Here is a 15,661-nt window from a genome sequence, read left to right as displayed (position 1 = left end):
GGGGCAATCCCCCGGCCTCGGCCCCGGCCGCCCTGATGCGCTGCACCGGCCCCCGAAGAGCCCCCGTCCCCGCCCCCACATTCAGCCACCCCCGGAACAACGCGATGACCACCGCCCAGGACCTCTTCACCGAGGGGGTGCGCGCGCACATCGCGCCGTCCCTCCGGTCGATGGGCTTCACGGGCGGCGAGCAGTACGTCTTCCGGCTCCCGGACGAGGTCTACCGGGCGCAGCTCCGCATCCGGCTCGGCACCGTGAGCGAACACACCGTCCGGTACACCTTCGAGCTCGGCCTGACCACCGAGGACCTGACCACCGGGGAGCCGACCACCGAGGAACCCCAGGCCGGGAGCGCACCGGGCGGCCCCGAGCACTGGCACGCCTCGATCGGCGAACTGCTGCCGGTCGGCGGAGAGGTCTGGTGGGAGATCACGGCCGGGCCGCGCTGGCTGGTGGCCGTGGAGGACTCGATCGCCGCCGTCCGCCACTACGGCCTGCCGGAGCTGCGCCGTCGCCTCGCCGACGCGACCGCGGCCGGGACCGGCGCCGGCACGGTGACCGAGACCTACCTCACCCCGGCCGAGCTGGAGGAGGTCAACGCCGCCCTGCTCACCGCCGCCGTGGCCCGCATCCAGCGCGCCGAGCTGGCGGACCGGGACCTCGTACTGACCGGCGCCTGGAGCCGTACCGACCGGATCGCCCGCGAGGTCCTGCAAGGCGCGGCCGAGGGCTTCCTGTCCGCCGCGGACGAGCGCTTCGTCCGGGTGCGCTGCCAGGACACCCTCGGCCGCGGACTCTGGACCTTCTGACCCCGCCCACGCACCCGGTCACCGCAGGAGGCACGGGGAACCGGCGGCGGGCCCCCCGGTGTCCTGGTGGACAAGGGGCGAACAGCTCCTCATCAAGGGGGAAGCACTGCATGAACAACGATCTGCCGACCGACCGCCGGCTCTTCTGGGACGGCTGTCTGAACGTACGGGACCTCGGCGGACTGTCCACCACCGACGGCCGCCGCACCCGACGCGGCGCGGTGATCCGCGCCGACAACCTCGACCTGCTCACCGCCGAGGGCTGGGCGGCGCTGACCGACGCCGGCATACGCACGGTGGTCGACCTGCGGGACGAGCAGGAACACCGGCCGCTGCTCCCCCGCCCGGCGGGCGTCGACCTGGTCCGGGTCCCGCTCGACCAGCTGGCGGGACCGGCCTGGTGGGAGGAGTTCGGCGAGTTCGACGGCACCCCGCTCTCCTTCCGCCCCTACCTCGACCACTGCCCGGACGCCGTACGGTCCGTGGTCTCCGCCGTCGCGACGGCCCGTCCCGGGGCGGTCGTGGTGCACTGCGGCGCCGGACGCGACCGCACCGGCCTGGCCGCGCTGGTCCTGCTGGCGGCGGCCCGTACCGAACCCGGCGAGATCGTCGCCGACTATCTGCTCAGCACCGCCAACCTGCGTCCGCTCCGGGGCCTGCTCGGTCTGCCGGACCAGGAGCAGGCGGCCGCGGACGTGCTGGAACGGGCGGGTGCCACCGCCGAGAGCGCGCTGCTGGACGCCCTGGCCGGCTTCGAACCGGAGCGCTCTCTGCCGTCCGGCGAACTGGCGGCCCTGCGGGCCAGGCTGCTGGACTGAACTCCCGCCCTCGGCCCGCCTCTCACCACAGCCTGTCGATGGTGCCCGGGTAGAGGCCGATCCTGGCGTCCACGAAGCTCTCCCTGGCCGCCCGGGCCCGCCGGGAGCAGAACCCGGCCATGGTGACCTTGTCGAAGCCCGGCCGGTCGCTCGGGAACGGGTCCCGCGCGGTACCGCCGACCAGCACCGTTCCGGGGAGCAGCTCCCAGCCCGCGCTCTCGTAGAAACCCCGCAGGGCCCGGTCGCAGGTGAACAGGCCGAGATCCGCACCGCTCTCCTCGACGGCCCGGCGGGCGGCGGCGACCAGCCGCCTGCCGTGGCCGTCACCCCGGTGCGCCCGGTCGGTGACCACACAGCTCAGCCCGCGCGCGGTGAACGTCCTTGTGGCGTGGGTGAGTTCCTTGCCGAGCAGGTCGAGGGCGGCCAGCACCCGGCCGTCGCCGTCCACCAGCAGCATCGACTGCGGGTCCAGCGCCGGGTCGTGGCTCCGCCCGGCATCGGCGCGGCCGCTGGGCCAGGCCTGCTCCTGCAACGCCCAGACCTGTGCCCGGAGTTCGGCCGGCAGTCCGGCCTCAGGACCGGAAACGATCTGCAACTGCACTGCACTGCTCCCGAGTTCGCTGGGCACTGCCGATCGGAAATCCACTCGCCGTAGGAGCACCGAACCACCAATACTTCACGGCATGGTGCAATTCGCTGATTTCGATGCGCGCGGGTATCCGATGGTGGATGTCCGCACAGGGTACGGGCAGTGGGTCGGCAGCTACGAGCAGACCGTCGAGGACGCGATGGACCTGGCCGTCCTCGCCCGGCTCCGGGTGCCGGACTGGGGCTCGGCCATCCGGGCCGCCGACCTCGGCTGCGGGACGGGCCGGACGGGCGTCTGGCTGCGCGGTCGGGGCGTCGGCGCGGTGGACGGGGTGGACCTCACCCCCGAGATGCTCGACCTGGCCCGCGCCAAGGGCGCCCACGACCGGCTGATCGAGGCCGACCTGGCCGCGACCGGCCTGCCTGGCGAGGCGTACGACCTGGTGGTCTCCTCGCTGGTCGACGAGCACCTGGCCGACCTCGCCCCGCTCTACCGGGAGGCCTTCCGGCTGGCCGCGCCGGGTGCCCTGTGCGTCCTGGTCGGCCTGCACCCGTACTTCATCATGGCCGCCGGAATGCCCACCCACTTCGACGGCGCGGACGGCTCCCCGATCGCCATCACCACCCACCTCCACCTGGTCAGCGACCACCTCACGGCCGGACTGGCCGCCGGGTGGCAACTCGCCGAGATGCACGAGGCGGTGGTGGACGACCACTGGATCGAGCTGAAGCCCAAGTGGGAGCGCTACCGCCACCATCCGGTCTCGGCGGCGTACGTCTGGCGCAAGCCCGCACAGCCCGCACAGCCCGTGGGACAGCGAGGCAGCGGGCCCGCCCGTTGACCCCGGGTCAGAAGCCCACGGTGGGGCTGGTGACCACCCGGGTGCGGCCGTCCCCGCGGGCGGCGAGGCCGGCGGCGAGGCGCACGGAGCGGCTCGGGCCGAGGAGGATGAGCGCCTCCTCGGGGGCGGCCCAGCGGTAGGCGTCGAGCTCTCCGGGCGGCAGGGTGATCGGGGTGTCGGCGGGGATGGTGCCGAGGTCGAAGAGGAAGTGGCAGGCGGGGTGGTCGAGTTCGGCCGAGGGGTGGGTCCAGCCGACGGCGAGCAGTGCGCCCGGGTCCTTGACGATGCCGGTCTCCTCCAGGAGTTCGCGCTTCGCGCACTCCTCGGGGTTCTCCCCCGGGTCCACCGTGCCGCCGACGAACTGCCAGTGCTCCCGGTAGCCGGCCTTGACGATCAGCACCCGCCCTTCGGGGTCACTGATCAGGCAGCCGGAAGCGGCGTAGACGCGGCGCAGCGAAGCGAGCCACTCGTCGCGGGTCTGGAGCAGCGGGGTGTCCGACATGGCGTTCCCTCCGGGGGTGTTGCGGGCCGGGTGTGCGCGCCCACTCTCCCACCCCGGCCCTGCGGACGGGGCGGCGGACCGGTCGGCAGTCGGACGGACAGGTGGACGGGACGGCAGGCGGACGGGGTGGCCGCCGTCGCCCGGCGCCACCCCGTCGGGAAGCGGTCAGTGGGCGGAGTGCTTCTCCGCGCCGCGGTGGCGGTGGCCCGGGAGTTCGGCGTGGTGGGCCGATCCCGAGAGAGGGGTGGTCGCCGCAGCGGCGCGGCGCCCGCCGTGGCTGAAGACGGTGTCGCCGAAGTACGGCCCGCCCTTCGTGCTCTTCGGTCCTTCAGTGCCGAGGGCGGGCGGGAGTACGGCCGGCTCGGCTGCCATACCGCGGCGTTCGAGGAGTTCCTGGGTGCCACGGCGGAGTCTGGTCATCTTGCCCGTCGGGTGCTTGGTCATCGTGGACCTCCCTCCGGCGGCCGCTCGTCGCACCGGTCTGCGCGGCAATGCGGGCGCATGGGACGTTATGACCGGATTCTAGCCGTTCGGGGTGTTCTGGGCGTGGCATCGTGTCGCGGTACCAACAGCGACACACCTGACTGATCGGCCGGACGCCGAACCACGCGTATGGAAGCATGCGCGCGTGGCAACGGTGATACGGAACGACAATCAAACCGAGGCGGGGGAGGATGCGGCAACCCCCGAAGTCCAGCGGGTGCGCTACCCCGGCTCGCTGATCCGCTGCATGGTCGGCCTCACCGCCGCCGGACTCACCCTGCTGATCGCCATGGGCGCCCACGGCACCGCCGACGGCCTGGAGGCCGATGTCGCCGAGGGTGCGGAGCACGTCCCCTGGCCGCCCGGCCAGATCGCGGGAGTGGCCTCCGCCGTCGTCCTGCTGCTCGTCCCGCTCGCCTTCGCCGTCGACCGACTCGCCCGCCGGGCCGCGCTCCGGGTCGCCGACGGGGTCTTCGCCGCCGTCCTCGCGTACGGGCTCTCGCTCGGCCTCGACGCGGCCTTCGGCAGCCTGGCCACGCTCACCCACCAGTCCCCCGACGGCCTCGGCCGGACCGACGCGGTGTACGGGCACCTGGCCCCCGTCCTCGCCTTCATGACCGCCGCCGGCCTCACCGGGCTGCGCCGCTGGCGCACCGCGCTGACCGCCGCCCTCGCCATGGCCGGGCTCTCCGGTCTGATCATCGGCTGGGCCACCCCGCTCTCCCTGGTCCTGGCCCTGCTGGTGGGCTGGGCCACCGCCCACGGCACGGTGTACGCGATCGGCACCCCGATCGTCCGGCCGAGCGCCGAGCAGCTGCGGCAGACCCTCGGCCAGGCGGGCGTCCGCCCGCACCTCACCCGCCGTACCGGCTCCTGCCGCTACCTGGTCACCCAGCACGACGGGCGCCCCGACCTGGACGTCCACCTGCTCGACCGCCATGCCCAGGCCACCGGCCTGTTCCACCGCCTCTGGCTGCTGCTGCGGCTGCGCACCGCCCCGCGCCCGCGCGGTCTGCGCTCGCTGCGCTCCGGGCTGGAGCACGAGGTGCTGCTCGCCTACGCGGCGGCCGCCGCCGGTGCCCGCACCCGCCGGCTGGCCGCCACCGCCGAACTCGACGCCGACCGCGCCGTGGTCGCGTACGAGTACCTGCCGGGGCGCACCCTGCCCGAACTCGACGACGCCGAGCTGACCGACGAGCTGCTCACCGACGCCTGGCAGCAGCTGGACCTGCTGCAGCGCCGCTGCATCGCCCACCGCGCCCTCGCCCCCGAGAACGTCCTGGTCGGCCCGGACGGCACCGTCCACCTGGTCGGACTCACCGACGGCGAGATCGCCGCCGGTGAACTGCTGCTGCGGCTCGACGTCGCCGGGCTGCTGACCACCCTCGCCCTGCGGGTCGGCGCCGAACGCGCGGTGGCCGCCGGCACCGCGGTGCTCGGCGGAGCCGCGATCTGCGCCGCGCTGCCGCTGCTCCAGCCGATCGCGCTGCCGCGAGGCACCCGGAGCGCCCTCAAGGACCGGCCCGAACTGCTCGTCGCGATCAGGGAGGAGGCCCTGCGCGGCCGCCCGCAGGCGCCCGCCGAACCGGTCCGGCTGGAGCGGCTGCGCCCGCGCACCCTGCTGACCGTGTTCGCCGGGGTGTGCGCCGGGTACCTGCTGCTGCAGTTCCTGTTCAGCTCGCAGACCAACCCGATCTCGACCATCGCCGAGGCCGACCCCGGCTGGCTGACCCTGGCCGCACTGGCCGCCGTCGCCAGCCACTTCGCGGCCACCATGGGCTTCATCGGCTTCGTCCCCGAACGGGTGGGCTTCCGGCGCTCACTGGCCGCCCAGGTGGCGGGCTCCTTCGTGAAGCTGGTCTCCCCCGGCGGCGTCGGCGGGGTCGCGCTGAACACCCGCTTCCTGCAGTGCAGCGGCATCCCGACCGCACAGGCGCTGTCCAGCGTGGGCGCGTCCCAGCTGATCGGGCTGGTGCTCCACCTGCTCCAGCTCGCGGCCTTCACCGCGCTGCTCGGGCACGGCGCGGGTTCCGAACTGCCGGACGCACCGGTGTTCGTCGCCGTGCTCGCGGTCGCGGCGGTCCTGGTGGTCCTGGCGCTCGCCGTGCCCTGGGTACGCGGCCGGCTGGCCGGCCTGCTACGCCCGCTCCGGGCCGAGGTCCTGCCCCGGCTGCTCGACCTGCTCCAGCAGCCGGGCCGGCTGGCCGCCGGACTGGCCGGGCAGCTGCTGGTGTCGATGGCCTTCGTCGCCTGCCTGTACTGCTGCACCCGGGCGGTCGGGCAGCAGCCGTCCTTCGCCGCCGTCGCGGTCACCTTCCTGGCCGGCAACGCCGCCGGGTCCGCCGCCCCGACCCCGGGCGGCTCCGGTGTCGTCGAGGGACTCCTGACCGAGGCCCTCGCCTCCACCGCGTCCATCGACCGGGGTACGGCCTTCGCCGCGGTGATCCTGTTCCGGGTGCTGACCTTCGTGCTCCCGATCCTGCCCGGCTGGGCCGGCTTCGCCTGGCTCCAGCGCCGCGGCGCACTCTGAGACCACCCGCGACGGCCCGAGCGCCCGCACACCTCGGTGACCGGCCCGACCCGCCCTGCTCCGGGGGCACGCGGAACCGCACGGGCCGCCCGTCGGGTGGTGCACACGGTTTCCCCGCCTCCCGAGCCCGCTCGGCTGCCGCCCCGAGGAGCGGCCTCAGCGGTACTCGTCCTCGTCCAGCTCGACCACCCGGGCCTGCTCGACGGCGTCCGCGTCGTTGGCGTCGTCCGAGCCGAGCGAGCGGCGCTCGCGGAGCTGCTCGTAGTCGTCGCCCGGGTGGCCGCCGACATCGCGCTCCTGGTCCTCGGTCTCCACGACGAGCGGTGATTCCTCGGCGAAGTCGTCGAAGTCCTCGGGGAACTCGGGGTTCTCGGGGTTCTGGCGCATGGCGTCCGTCCCTGCTGCTGGAAGCCCCACCTGGGCCCAGGTCGGTACTGGAAGTATCCGACGGCGACGGCCGGGCCGCGCGCCCTCGCGGCGGCGTCGGCGTGTTGCCCGGGGCTCGCACAGCAGGCCGAGCGGCCGGTGCGGGTCAGCCGATCGGTCGACACCGAAGTCGGCCGTCGCGTGGACCCGGCGGGCCGTGGCCCGCCGCGAGGATCGAGGTACGGCGGGAGCAGCAGGGCTCCCGGTCCGGTCCGCGCAGGAGGAGCAGCAACCATGAAGAGGACGACCGTTCGCACTCGAGTGCTCACCGCCGCCGCCGCCGTCGCCGTCGCGGCCGTCGGCACGGGGGGCTTCGGCGCGATGTCGGCGACGGCCGCTCCGCAGAGCGACGCACCCGGCGGGGCTGTGGCGCAGGCCGCCGACCTGAAGAAGTCGGACACCGTGACCAGCACCCACCTGGACATCGACGCCGCCACCCGGGCCGCGCAGGCCGCGCTGCACGCCGCCGAGAAGGACAACCAGCACGTCTCGGTCGCCGTGGTGGACCGCAACGGCACCACCGTGGCGACCCTGCGCGGCGACGGCGCGGGGCCGCAGTCGTACGAGTCGGCGGCGCGCAAGGCGTTCACGGCGGTGTCGTGGAACGCGCCGACCTCCGAGCTGGTCAAGCGGCTCGCCCAGGCGCCCGGCCTGAAGGACATCCCCGGCACCCTCTTCCTGGCCGGCGGCGCCCCCGTCGCCGACAAGGGCGCCCCGATCGCGGGCATCGGCGTCGCGGGGGCGCCGAGCGGTGACCTGGACGAGAAGTACGCCCAGGCCGGCGTGGCCTCCCTCGGCCGCTGACGGTCCGGGCGCCCGGCCCTCGCCGGGGGCGGATGACTCCCGGCCCCCGGCGAGCGCGGTCGGGCTGGGCCGGGCGGCCCTGAAGGGCGGGGGCGGACGGGAGTCACCCGCGCCGCCCCCGACGAGCGCGGTCGGGCCTCACCGTTCCGCGCGCCCCTCGGGCGCTACCGCTGCGGCGGCCGCCCGGGCGGCGAGGATGCGGAGCTGGTCGCGGAGTCCGGCGGGCTCGTGCACCTCGAACTCGCAGCCCAGCATGGCCAGTCGGATCGCCAGCCACTCCAGCGACTCGGCGGAGGTGCGCAGCCGGCAGGTGCGGTCGTCAATCGGCTCCAGGCGGTCGGACGGGCCGGTCAGCCACCGTGAGACCCGGTCGGCCGGGGTGTGCAGGGTGACGACGGCGACGTGGGTGGTGGTGAGGCTGGAGAGCTTCTGGGCGACGTACGCGGCGGCGTCCTCGGCGGGCAGTTCGCGTACCGGCACCCGGGCGCCGGTGGGCTGGGGTTCGCGCAGCCGGTCGACGCGGAAGATCCGCCAGTCGTCCCGTTCGTTGTCGTAGGCGACCAGGTACCAGCGCCGTCCGGCGGCGACCAGGCGGTGCGGTTCGACCAGGCGCCTGGTCTCGGTGCCACCGCCCTGGGGCTGCCCCCAGCCGGCCCGGTAGGTGAAACGGATCCGTTCGCGGGCGGAGACCGCCGCGGCCAGCACGGTGAGCGTCTCGGGGTCGACCCGGGGGCCGCCCGCGTCCAGTCGCACGGTGGCGGCGCCGAGGGAGCCCACCCGGTGTCTGAGCCGGGACGGGAGCACCTGGACCAGCTTGGCGAGGGCCCGCACGGAGGCCTCCTCGATACCTTCGACGGCCTCCCCGGCCGCGGCGCGCAGGCCGACCGCGATGGCCACCGCCTCCTCGTCGTCGAGCAGCAGGGGCGGCATCGCGGTCCCGGCGACCAGGCGGTAGCCGCCGATCGGGCCCCGGGTGGCCTCGACCGGGTAGCCGAGGTCGCGCAGCCGCTCGATGTCGCGGCGGATGGTCCTCGGGGTGACCTGGAGCCGGTCGGCCAGCTCGCTGCCCGGCCACTCGCGTGGCGTCTGCAGCAGGGAGAGCAGATTCAGCAGGCGTGCGGGGGTGTCCGTCATACCGGCCAGCATGACGGACAAAGAGGACAGGTTCTGACCTGTACGGGTTCTACGGTCGGAGACGTCCGGGGCACCGGCCGGGAGCACCCGGTGGCCATGCCCCGTCCCCTTGCCACCGCCGTCCCCCTTCAGGAGTTCCGCCATGCCCCCCGCCCAGAACGCCCCGGACCGCCGCCGCTGGGCGGCGCTCGCCGTGGTGATGACGGCCAGCCTGATGGACCTGGTCGACGTCACGATCGTCAACATCGCCATGCCCGACATCCAGCGCGACACCGGCGCCTCGTTCAGCGCGCTGCAGTGGGTCACCGCCGGGTACGCGCTGGCCTTCGCCGTCGGCCTGATCACCGGCGGACGGCTCGGCGACATCCACGGCCGCAAGCGGCTGTTCCTGCTCGGCATCACCGGCTTCACCCTCGCCTCGGCGCTCTGCGGGCTCGCCCCCGATCCGCAGTTCCTGGTCGCGGCCCGGATCCTGCAGGGCGGCACGGCGGCGCTGATGGTGCCCCAGGTGCTCTCGATCATCCACGCCACGTTCCCGGCCGAGGAGCGCGGCAAGGTCTTCGGCATGTTCGGTGCGATGGTCGGTCTCGGCGCGATTCTGGGCCCGCTGCTCGGCGCCCTGCTCACCGAGTGGGACCTGTTCGGCCTGGGCTGGCGGCCGATCTTCCTGGTCAACCTCCCGATCGGGGTCGCCGGTCTGCTGCTGGGCGCCAGGTACGTCGACGAGTCACGCGCACCGCGGGCGCTCAGGCTGGACCCGGTCGGCATGCTGCTCGGCGCGGCCGGACTGCTGATGCTGCTCTACCCGCTCACCCAGGGCCGGGAGTCCGGCTGGCCGCTGTGGGGCGACGTGACGATGGTGCTGAGCATTCCGGTGCTGCTGCTGTTCGTGGCGTACGAGCGGGCCAAGTCCCGGCGGGACGGCTCGCCGCTGGTGGAGCTCTCGCTGTTCCGGGTGCGGAGCTTCGCGGGCGGTATCGGGGTGCAGCTCTGCTTCGGCGTCGCCACCGGGATCTTCTTCCTGGTCTGGACCCTCTACATGCAGCTCGGCCTGGGCTGGAGCCCGCTGCGGGCCGGACTGACCGGCGTGCCGTTCTCGATCGCGGTCTCGGTCGCCGCCGGGCTGTCGGTGCAGAAGCTGGTCCCCCGGTTCGGGCGGAAGGTCCTGCAGACCGGCGCGCTGGTGATGGCCGCCGGGACGCTGCTCTACCTCGCCGAGGCTGAGCACTTCGGCACCGGGATCCAGTCCTGGCAGATGACGCTGCCGCTGGTCGTGATGGGCGCGGGTATGGGCCTGATCGTGGCGCCGCTGACCGATGCCGTGCTCTCCGAGGTCCCGCGTGAGCACTCCGGTTCGGCCTCCGGCCTGATCAACACCACCGGGCAGCTGGGCATGGCGCTCGGTCTCGGCCTCTCCTCGGTGGCCTTCTTCTCCGTGGTGGACGACGCGGCCCCGGCGCCGTCGCCGGGCCCGGTCTTCGTGCACGCCTTCACCCACTCGCTGTGGTGGGTGACGGTCGGTCTGCTGGCCGTGTTCGCCCTGGTCTTCGCCCTTCCCGGGCGGGCCGCGCAGCGCTCGGCCGTCGAGCCCGTCGAGCCTGCGGCCGCCGAGGAGAAGGAGCCGGCCCTGGTGGGCTGAGCGTCCTGCACCAGGCCAACCTGCGCATCATCGAACCGGTGGCACGCCGGATCGGCGCGGTCAACGCGGTCATCGCCCGCGACGTGGTCGACTCCGGCAACACCTCCGCCGCCAGCATCCCGCTGGCCTTCTCCAAGCTCGTCGAACGCGGCGAGCTCGAGAAGGGCGCACCGGTCCTGCTCTTCGGCTTCGGCGGCGGCCTCTCGTACGCCGGCCAGGTCGTCCACTGCCCGTAGCCGAACCGCCCCCGGCCTGACGGAACGCCATATCTCCAGGTCCGCCGAGTGGTGGAGGCTCCTGCGGCGATCCGACGGGCCGGGCCCGCACTCGGCTGCTGGTATTGCTGCGGTTTCGTGCGGTTGGCCGCCTTCGTTCCTACGTCCCTTTGCTGTCAGGCATGTTGGTGAGGAGTCCCTGCTGTCGCGGTCGGTACGGACATTCGCACAGGCTGTTGTCGTCGTGCCGGTGACCACCGGTCGCATTCCGACAGCCCCGGAGCCAGTGATGATCGACACCCTCGTTCCCGCGCCCACGCAGGTCGCGCTGACCACCCGCGAGCGGCAGGTCCTCGCCCTGCTGGTCAGCGGTGAGACGTACGGGAACATCGGCCGCCACCTGGGGATCAGCCCGCACACCGTCGACACCTACATGCGGCGTCTGCGCAGCAAGACAGGGGCGGCCAACCGCACCCAGCTCGTGGTGGCGGCCCTGCAGGGGGGCTATGTGTCGTAACCCCGACAACCACGAATGTGCCATTTGGGAGGAAAGTCGTCATCGTTCCCCCTTCACTTTATGGACACGCAACTTGGTGACGGGCCCGATCCCCGACAAACGGCGCCGCAGTGGGACAGGGTTGGCCTTGCACACCACAGCGACCGAGTGGCCCGACAACCGCTCATGCCACTGCACTTCACCAGGGGGATCCATGCTGAAGCGTCTCGTCCTCTCCACCTCCGTCGTCCTGGCCGCACTGGCCGTCCAGCCGGTCGCCACGGCCTCGGCGGCGGGCGGCTCCAGCCACATCGAGTGCAAGCCGGGCCACGGCGGCGGCGCGGTGAGCTTCACCGTCAACAGGCTGGCCGTGCTCGAGGCCGACTCCCTCGACGTGCGGCGGGCGGGCCCGTGCGGCGACACGTCGTGGGGCGGCTGACCCGAGACCCGGTCCGGCCTGCTCTCTCGACATCCCCCCGGTGGCGGGGCGATCAGGGCGAACTCTGCGCCACGGAGAGGCCGCCCGGGCCCAGCAGCCCCCGGGCGGAGGCCTGGGCGCCGGCCTGGAAGCGGCTCGCAGCCCCCAACTCCTCCATGATGTCGGCGATATGGCGTCGCGCCGTGCGCAGCGACATGCCGAGGCGACGGGCGATGGCCTCGTCCTTGAGTCCGGCCGCGAGCAGCCTGACGATCGTCTCGTGGATCTCCCGGGAGACCTCTTCGAGCCCCTGGCTGACCGCGTCGACGAAGGGGGTGGCCCGGTCCCAGGTCTGCTCGAAGATCTCGCACAGATACGCCACCGTGGACGGTTCGCGGATCACGACAGCTCCCCAACTGTCGTCCTTCACCGGGATGAAGGCGAGCTCGCGGTCGAAGACGATGAGCCGGCCGAACAGCTCGTGCGCGGTGCGGTACTGGCCGCCCAAGGCCGACGCGGCGGCGACGTAGGCCTGGCTCGGGCCGTTGAAGCGGGCCGTGTGGTGGTAGAGCGTTCGGAGCTGGATCCCGCGCTCCAGCATCGCCTGGTCGCGCACCAGCGCGTCCTGCATCGCCTCCGGGACCCGGGCTCCGCCGCCCGGCTGACTGGTGAGCACCTCCATGCGGCAGCGGTCGGACGCCTGGTTGAGGGTGTTGCGGACGTCCTGGACGTTCTCCAGCAACTCGAGCGCCTCGCACGGCGCCTGGTGGCGCTGGTAGTACGGGGCGAAGCGGTCGAGCCCCTGCCGTATCTCCGCGAGGACCCCCTGCTGTTCCCGGATCCGGGCCTCCACCGGAGCGGCCAGCTGCGCCGCCGCGGTCTCCGGCGCGACCGCGAAGAGCTCGTGGGGGGCGTCCGGGGCCGCGTGCAGCAGCCTGGCCCGCAGCAGCCGCTCCACACTGCGCTCGGCCTCGTCCTGGCTGATCCCGATGGCGGCGGCGAGGGCGGCCCGGTCGGACGCGCGGTGCCTGAGCACCCAGCCGTACACGGTCGTGTCGATGTCCTCCAGCCGACACGCTGCGTCGAACGCCCCGACGTGCTGTGCTTCCACTACTCCCCCTCATAGTGCCGCTGCCTGGTCTCTTGGTGAGGGCGCCAACAGCGTATCGGTCGTGCCGCACAGCGGTAGATCCTGCACAGTTCGGACAACCCGGCTGCCGCAGGGGCGAGTTGCGGGAAGGTGCGCCAGCACGGGAGACGCGGCACCGAAAGCCGGCAGGAACGGAAGAAGCCCAGGCCGATACGGAATCGACCTGGGCTTCGCGCTGAGCCGCCTGCGGGATTCGAACCCGCGACCTACGCATTACGAGTGCGTTGCTCTGGCCAACTGAGCTAAGGCGGCACCGCCGTCGGGCGGGACCTGACCTGGAAGGTTGATCGTCGCACTGACAACGGGCGCAAGTCTACACACATTCCGGGCGGGGTCCGTACCCGCTCCCGCCTGCGGCTCAGGCGGAGGAGACGGCGAGCTTGGCGGCGAAGCCCGCGAAGAGGACGGCGACGGCGCTGGTGAGGCCCGCCGAGAGGCGCTTGCGGCGGCGGAAGGCGTTGGCCAGCGTGGTCCCCGCGAAGATCAGCAGGGAGAGGTAGAGCAGGCTGAACGTCTGCAGGATGCCGCCGAGCAGAGCGAAGGAGAAGACCGGCTGCCCGTACGAGGGGTCGACGAACTGGGTGAAGTACGAGAGCAGGAAGAGGATGGCCTTCGGGTTGAGCAGGCTGACCACCAGGGCCCGGCGGAACGGGCGCTCCGCGTCGGGCTCGATGGCCTCCTCGGCCGCCCCCGCCGCACCGTCCCGCTCCGCGGCGGCCCGGTGTTCGCGCCAGAGCTGGCGGGCCGCACGGAGCATCCCGACGCCGATCCAGAGCAGGTACGCCGCACCGCCCAGCTTGACCACCAGGAAGACCGCGGGGTTGGCCCGCAGCAGCGAGGCGGCGCCGAGCGAGGTCAGCGATATCAGGGTGAGGTCGCCGAGGAAGACTCCGGCGGCGGCGCGGTAGCCGGTGCGAATGCCCTTGCGGGCGGCGACGGACAGGACGTACAGCGAGTTCGGTCCCGGCAGCAGGACGATGACCAGGGCGCCGAGGACGTAGGTCGCCAGGTCGTTGACTCCGAGCACGGTGCGCTCCCAGAGCGGATACGGGGACGGTGGGGACGCGCCATCGTATCCGTCAGTAGCGTCGGCCGGAAACGGAGATTACTTGGCGCAGCGCATCCCCGCGCTCGGGGCGTTCCCCCCCAGCAGGTAGCTGTTGACGGCGTTGTCGATGCAGGCGTTGCGCCGCCCGTACGCGGTGTGGCCGTCACCGTCGTAGGTCAGCAGGCGGCCGGACTCCAGCTGGGTGGCCAGCGACTGCGCCCAGACGTACGGGGTGGCGGGGTCGCGGGTGGTGCCGACGACCACGATCGGGGGTGCGCCGGCGGCGCGGATGGTGTGCGGCGCGCCGGTGGCCTTGCGCGGCCAGTAGGCGCAGGAGAGGGACATCCAGGCCATGTCGCGGCCGAAGTGCGGGGAGACCTTCTCGAAGGTGGGCAGCGCCTTCTGGACGGCCTCCGGGTCGGCGAAGGGCGCGGGCAGGTCGAGGCAGTTGACCGCGGTGTTGGCGAACATCAGATTGGCGTAGCTGCCGTCCGGCGAGCGCTGGTAGTAGCTGTCGGAGAGCTTGAGCAGCGGGGTGCCGTCCCCCGCCTTGGCGGCGGTGAGCGCCGTGCGCAGTGAGGGCCAGAGGAACTCGGCGTACATCGTCTGGATGACTCCGGAGACCGCCAGGGACGCGGTGAGCTTGCGGCCGGACTCGGCGGGCAGCGGCTGGGCGTCGATCCGCTTCAGCAGGGCGTCGAGTTCCTCCCCGGCCTGCTGCTCGGTCCTGCCCACGGGGCAGTCGTCGTGGGTGATGCAGTCCTTGGCGAAGGCGGACCAGGCGATCTCGAATCCGCCGGCCTGGGCCTCGTTGCCGGCCAGCGAGTCGAGGGACGGGTCGATCGCCCCGTCCAGCACCATCCGGCCGACCCGGCTGGGGTAGAGCCCGGCGTAGGTGGCGCCGAGGAAGGTGCCGTACGACTTGCCGAGGAAGTGCAGCTTGTCGTCACCGAGCAGGGCGCGCAGCACATCCATGTCCCTGGCCGACTCCACGGTGCTGACATTCCCGAGGAAGCTGCCGGACTGCTTCTGGCAGCCGGCGGCGAAGGCCTTGTCCGCGGTGACCAGCGCGCTGATCTCGCTCTGGTCGTCTGGGGTCATGTCGGTCGCGGTGAACGCGTCCATCTGCGGGCCGTCCAGGCACGTCACCGGGGAACTGCGGCCGACACCGCGCGGGTCCAGCCCGACCAGGTTGTACGCGGCACGCAACCCGGGGTCGAAGCTGTTGACCGAGCCCTCCAGGTACTCGATCGCCGACCCGCCGGGCCCGCCCGGGTTGAGCAGCAGCGAACCCTGCGCGGGTACCCCGCCGCCGGCGGGCTTGCGGACGGCGCTCAGGGTCATGTCGCCGCCGCCCGGGTCCGCGTAGTCGAGCGGCACCTTGAAGGTGGTGCACTCGAACTCCTCGTCGCAGGGCTGCCAGCCGAGCTTCTGCGCGTAGTACGAGGAAAGGTCGGCCGGGATCGCGGCGGGAAGCGGCTCCAGCGGCCTGGCGTCCCGGCCCTGCGCGGCACCGCCCTCGGAGCCCGACACCGAACCGGCGCTGGAGTCCGACGGCCCGCCGCCCGAACTGCAGCCGGCCAGCAGCAGCGCGGCGGCGGCCACCGCAGCGGGCAGGACACGGGTCGACCGGACAGCTCGCATGGAGGCTCTCTCTCCCATCGGGCACCGACCACGAGGTCGCTCGGCTCGCCGAGTCGGTGATCACCGCCCGGCTCAGCAGAGCGTAACCGGCCGTACCCGCTGCGCCCGGCACTCC

General features: G+C 73.1%; 17 protein-coding genes and 1 tRNA gene. 9 read left to right on the top strand and 9 right to left on the bottom strand.

Translation table 11 applies throughout. The features are described 5' to 3' along the window. The first annotated feature begins 104 nt into the window (after positions 1-104). Both UK12_RS03785 and UK12_RS03780 read left to right on the top strand, forming a co-directional pair. Positions 105-809: a hypothetical protein gene (locus UK12_RS03785; RefSeq protein ID WP_045299417.1), complete on the top strand. Its 705-nt coding sequence runs from the start codon at positions 105-107 to the stop codon at positions 807-809. A gap of 110 nt (positions 810-919) precedes the next feature. Then, positions 920-1,627: a tyrosine-protein phosphatase gene (locus tag UK12_RS03780; RefSeq protein WP_045299415.1), complete on the top strand. Its 708-nt coding sequence runs from the start codon at positions 920-922 to the stop codon at positions 1,625-1,627. Positions 1,628-1,649: 22 nt separating this feature from the next. Here UK12_RS03780 and UK12_RS03775 read toward each other — a convergent pair whose 3' ends face one another. Continuing rightward, positions 1,650-2,228 carry a GNAT family N-acetyltransferase gene (locus tag UK12_RS03775; protein WP_197084527.1) on the bottom strand — a complete coding sequence of 193 codons (579 nt, stop codon included), beginning with the start codon at positions 2,226-2,228 and terminating at the stop codon, positions 1,650-1,652. Between the two features lie 82 nt (positions 2,229-2,310). On the opposite strand from UK12_RS03775, the gene UK12_RS03770 reads away from it, so the two are divergent. After that, positions 2,311-3,057 carry a class I SAM-dependent DNA methyltransferase gene (locus tag UK12_RS03770; protein ID WP_045299413.1) on the top strand — a complete coding sequence of 249 codons (747 nt, stop codon included), beginning with the start codon at positions 2,311-2,313 and terminating at the stop codon, positions 3,055-3,057. Between the two features lie 7 nt (positions 3,058-3,064). Here UK12_RS03770 and UK12_RS03765 read toward each other — a convergent pair whose 3' ends face one another. Further along, on the bottom strand, positions 3,065-3,559 hold the full coding sequence (locus UK12_RS03765) for an NUDIX domain-containing protein (RefSeq protein WP_045299411.1): 495 nt from the start codon (positions 3,557-3,559) through the stop codon (positions 3,065-3,067). 165 nt (positions 3,560-3,724) lie between these two features. Further along, on the bottom strand, positions 3,725-4,003 hold the full coding sequence (locus UK12_RS03760) for a hypothetical protein (protein ID WP_045299409.1): 279 nt from the start codon (positions 4,001-4,003) through the stop codon (positions 3,725-3,727). Positions 4,004-4,187: 184 nt separating this feature from the next. On the opposite strand from UK12_RS03760, the gene UK12_RS03755 reads away from it, so the two are divergent. Continuing rightward, positions 4,188-6,572, top strand: coding sequence for a lysylphosphatidylglycerol synthase transmembrane domain-containing protein (locus tag UK12_RS03755; protein ID WP_156178516.1), 2,385 nt, complete (start codon positions 4,188-4,190; stop codon positions 6,570-6,572). Between the two features lie 156 nt (positions 6,573-6,728). Here UK12_RS03755 and UK12_RS03750 read toward each other — a convergent pair whose 3' ends face one another. Further along, complete coding sequence (locus tag UK12_RS03750) at positions 6,729-6,959, bottom strand: hypothetical protein (RefSeq protein WP_045299407.1); 231 nt, start codon at positions 6,957-6,959, stop codon at positions 6,729-6,731. Positions 6,960-7,232: 273 nt separating this feature from the next. On the opposite strand from UK12_RS03750, the gene UK12_RS03745 reads away from it, so the two are divergent. Next, positions 7,233-7,802, top strand: a complete 570-nt coding sequence (locus UK12_RS03745; RefSeq protein WP_045299405.1) for a GlcG/HbpS family heme-binding protein — start codon at positions 7,233-7,235, stop codon at positions 7,800-7,802. Between the two features lie 138 nt (positions 7,803-7,940). On the opposite strand, the gene UK12_RS03740 is transcribed toward UK12_RS03745, so the two are convergent. Continuing rightward, positions 7,941-8,936 (bottom strand): helix-turn-helix transcriptional regulator, encoded by a 996-nt coding sequence (locus UK12_RS03740; RefSeq protein WP_045299510.1) that lies wholly within the window; start codon positions 8,934-8,936, stop codon positions 7,941-7,943. A gap of 142 nt (positions 8,937-9,078) precedes the next feature. Here UK12_RS03740 and UK12_RS42940 point away from each other — a divergent pair, with 142 nt between their 5' ends. From UK12_RS42940 to UK12_RS03720, 4 genes are all read left to right on the top strand, one after another. After that, positions 9,079-10,575, top strand: a complete 1,497-nt coding sequence (locus UK12_RS42940) for an MFS transporter (RefSeq protein WP_045299403.1) — start codon at positions 9,079-9,081, stop codon at positions 10,573-10,575. Then, positions 10,572-10,811: a 3-oxoacyl-[acyl-carrier-protein] synthase III C-terminal domain-containing protein gene (locus UK12_RS42935; protein WP_269431987.1), complete on the top strand. Its 240-nt coding sequence runs from the start codon at positions 10,572-10,574 to the stop codon at positions 10,809-10,811. The genes UK12_RS42940 and UK12_RS42935 overlap by 4 nt, the downstream gene beginning before the upstream one ends. Before the next feature lie 268 nt (positions 10,812-11,079). Next, entirely contained in the window at positions 11,080-11,307 is a 228-nt protein-coding gene (locus UK12_RS03725; protein ID WP_045299399.1) for a response regulator transcription factor, read from the top strand. A 193-nt stretch (positions 11,308-11,500) separates the two neighbouring features. Beyond that, positions 11,501-11,725 carry a hypothetical protein gene (locus UK12_RS03720; protein WP_045299397.1) on the top strand — a complete coding sequence of 75 codons (225 nt, stop codon included), beginning with the start codon at positions 11,501-11,503 and terminating at the stop codon, positions 11,723-11,725. Between the two features lie 52 nt (positions 11,726-11,777). On the opposite strand, the gene UK12_RS03715 is transcribed toward UK12_RS03720, so the two are convergent. The 4 genes from UK12_RS03715 to UK12_RS03700 all read right to left on the bottom strand — a co-directional run bounded on the left by UK12_RS03715 (position 11,778) and on the right by UK12_RS03700 (position 15,546). After that, a complete protein-coding gene (locus UK12_RS03715) occupies positions 11,778-12,815 on the bottom strand; it encodes a helix-turn-helix transcriptional regulator (protein WP_045299395.1) in 1,038 nt (345 codons plus the stop codon). 217 nt (positions 12,816-13,032) lie between these two features. After that, positions 13,033-13,106, bottom strand: a tRNA-Thr gene (locus UK12_RS03710). Positions 13,107-13,212: 106 nt separating this feature from the next. Continuing rightward, positions 13,213-13,881, bottom strand: a complete 669-nt coding sequence (gene leuE, locus UK12_RS03705) for a leucine efflux protein LeuE (protein ID WP_045299393.1) — start codon at positions 13,879-13,881, stop codon at positions 13,213-13,215. 78 nt (positions 13,882-13,959) lie between these two features. After that, positions 13,960-15,546 carry an alpha/beta hydrolase gene (locus tag UK12_RS03700; RefSeq protein ID WP_045299391.1) on the bottom strand — a complete coding sequence of 529 codons (1,587 nt, stop codon included), beginning with the start codon at positions 15,544-15,546 and terminating at the stop codon, positions 13,960-13,962. Positions 15,547-15,661: the final 115 nt, after the last annotated feature.

The sequence above is a fragment of the Saccharothrix sp. ST-888 genome, from assembly GCF_000955975.1.
Classification (GTDB): Bacteria; Actinomycetota; Actinomycetes; order Streptomycetales; family Streptomycetaceae; genus Kitasatospora.
Note: the sequence above shows the minus strand (reverse complement) of the source record. Positions and strands in the feature narration are given on the sequence as shown.

What these genes read in the sequence shown, in the direction of transcription:
- UK12_RS03770 (WP_045299413.1), top strand. Translation starts at nt 2,311, where the DNA reads ATGGTGCAATTCGCTGATTTCGATGCGCGCGGGTATCCGATGGTGGAT.
- UK12_RS03785 (WP_045299417.1), top strand. Translation starts at nt 105, where the DNA reads ATGACCACCGCCCAGGACCTCTTCACCGAGGGGGTGCGCGCGCACATC.
- UK12_RS03725 (WP_045299399.1), top strand. Translation starts at nt 11,080, where the DNA reads ATGATCGACACCCTCGTTCCCGCGCCCACGCAGGTCGCGCTGACCACC.
- UK12_RS03740 (WP_045299510.1), bottom strand. Translation starts at nt 8,936, where the DNA reads ATGACGGACACCCCCGCACGCCTGCTGAATCTGCTCTCCCTGCTGCAG.
- UK12_RS03750 (WP_045299407.1), bottom strand. Translation starts at nt 6,959, where the DNA reads ATGCGCCAGAACCCCGAGAACCCCGAGTTCCCCGAGGACTTCGACGAC.
- UK12_RS03780 (WP_045299415.1), top strand. Translation starts at nt 920, where the DNA reads ATGAACAACGATCTGCCGACCGACCGCCGGCTCTTCTGGGACGGCTGT.
- UK12_RS42940 (WP_045299403.1), top strand. Translation starts at nt 9,079, where the DNA reads ATGCCCCCCGCCCAGAACGCCCCGGACCGCCGCCGCTGGGCGGCGCTC.
- UK12_RS03760 (WP_045299409.1), bottom strand. Translation starts at nt 4,003, where the DNA reads ATGACCAAGCACCCGACGGGCAAGATGACCAGACTCCGCCGTGGCACC.
- UK12_RS03765 (WP_045299411.1), bottom strand. Translation starts at nt 3,559, where the DNA reads ATGTCGGACACCCCGCTGCTCCAGACCCGCGACGAGTGGCTCGCTTCG.
- UK12_RS03745 (WP_045299405.1), top strand. Translation starts at nt 7,233, where the DNA reads ATGAAGAGGACGACCGTTCGCACTCGAGTGCTCACCGCCGCCGCCGCC.
- UK12_RS03700 (WP_045299391.1), bottom strand. Translation starts at nt 15,546, where the DNA reads ATGCGAGCTGTCCGGTCGACCCGTGTCCTGCCCGCTGCGGTGGCCGCC.
- UK12_RS03720 (WP_045299397.1), top strand. Translation starts at nt 11,501, where the DNA reads ATGCTGAAGCGTCTCGTCCTCTCCACCTCCGTCGTCCTGGCCGCACTG.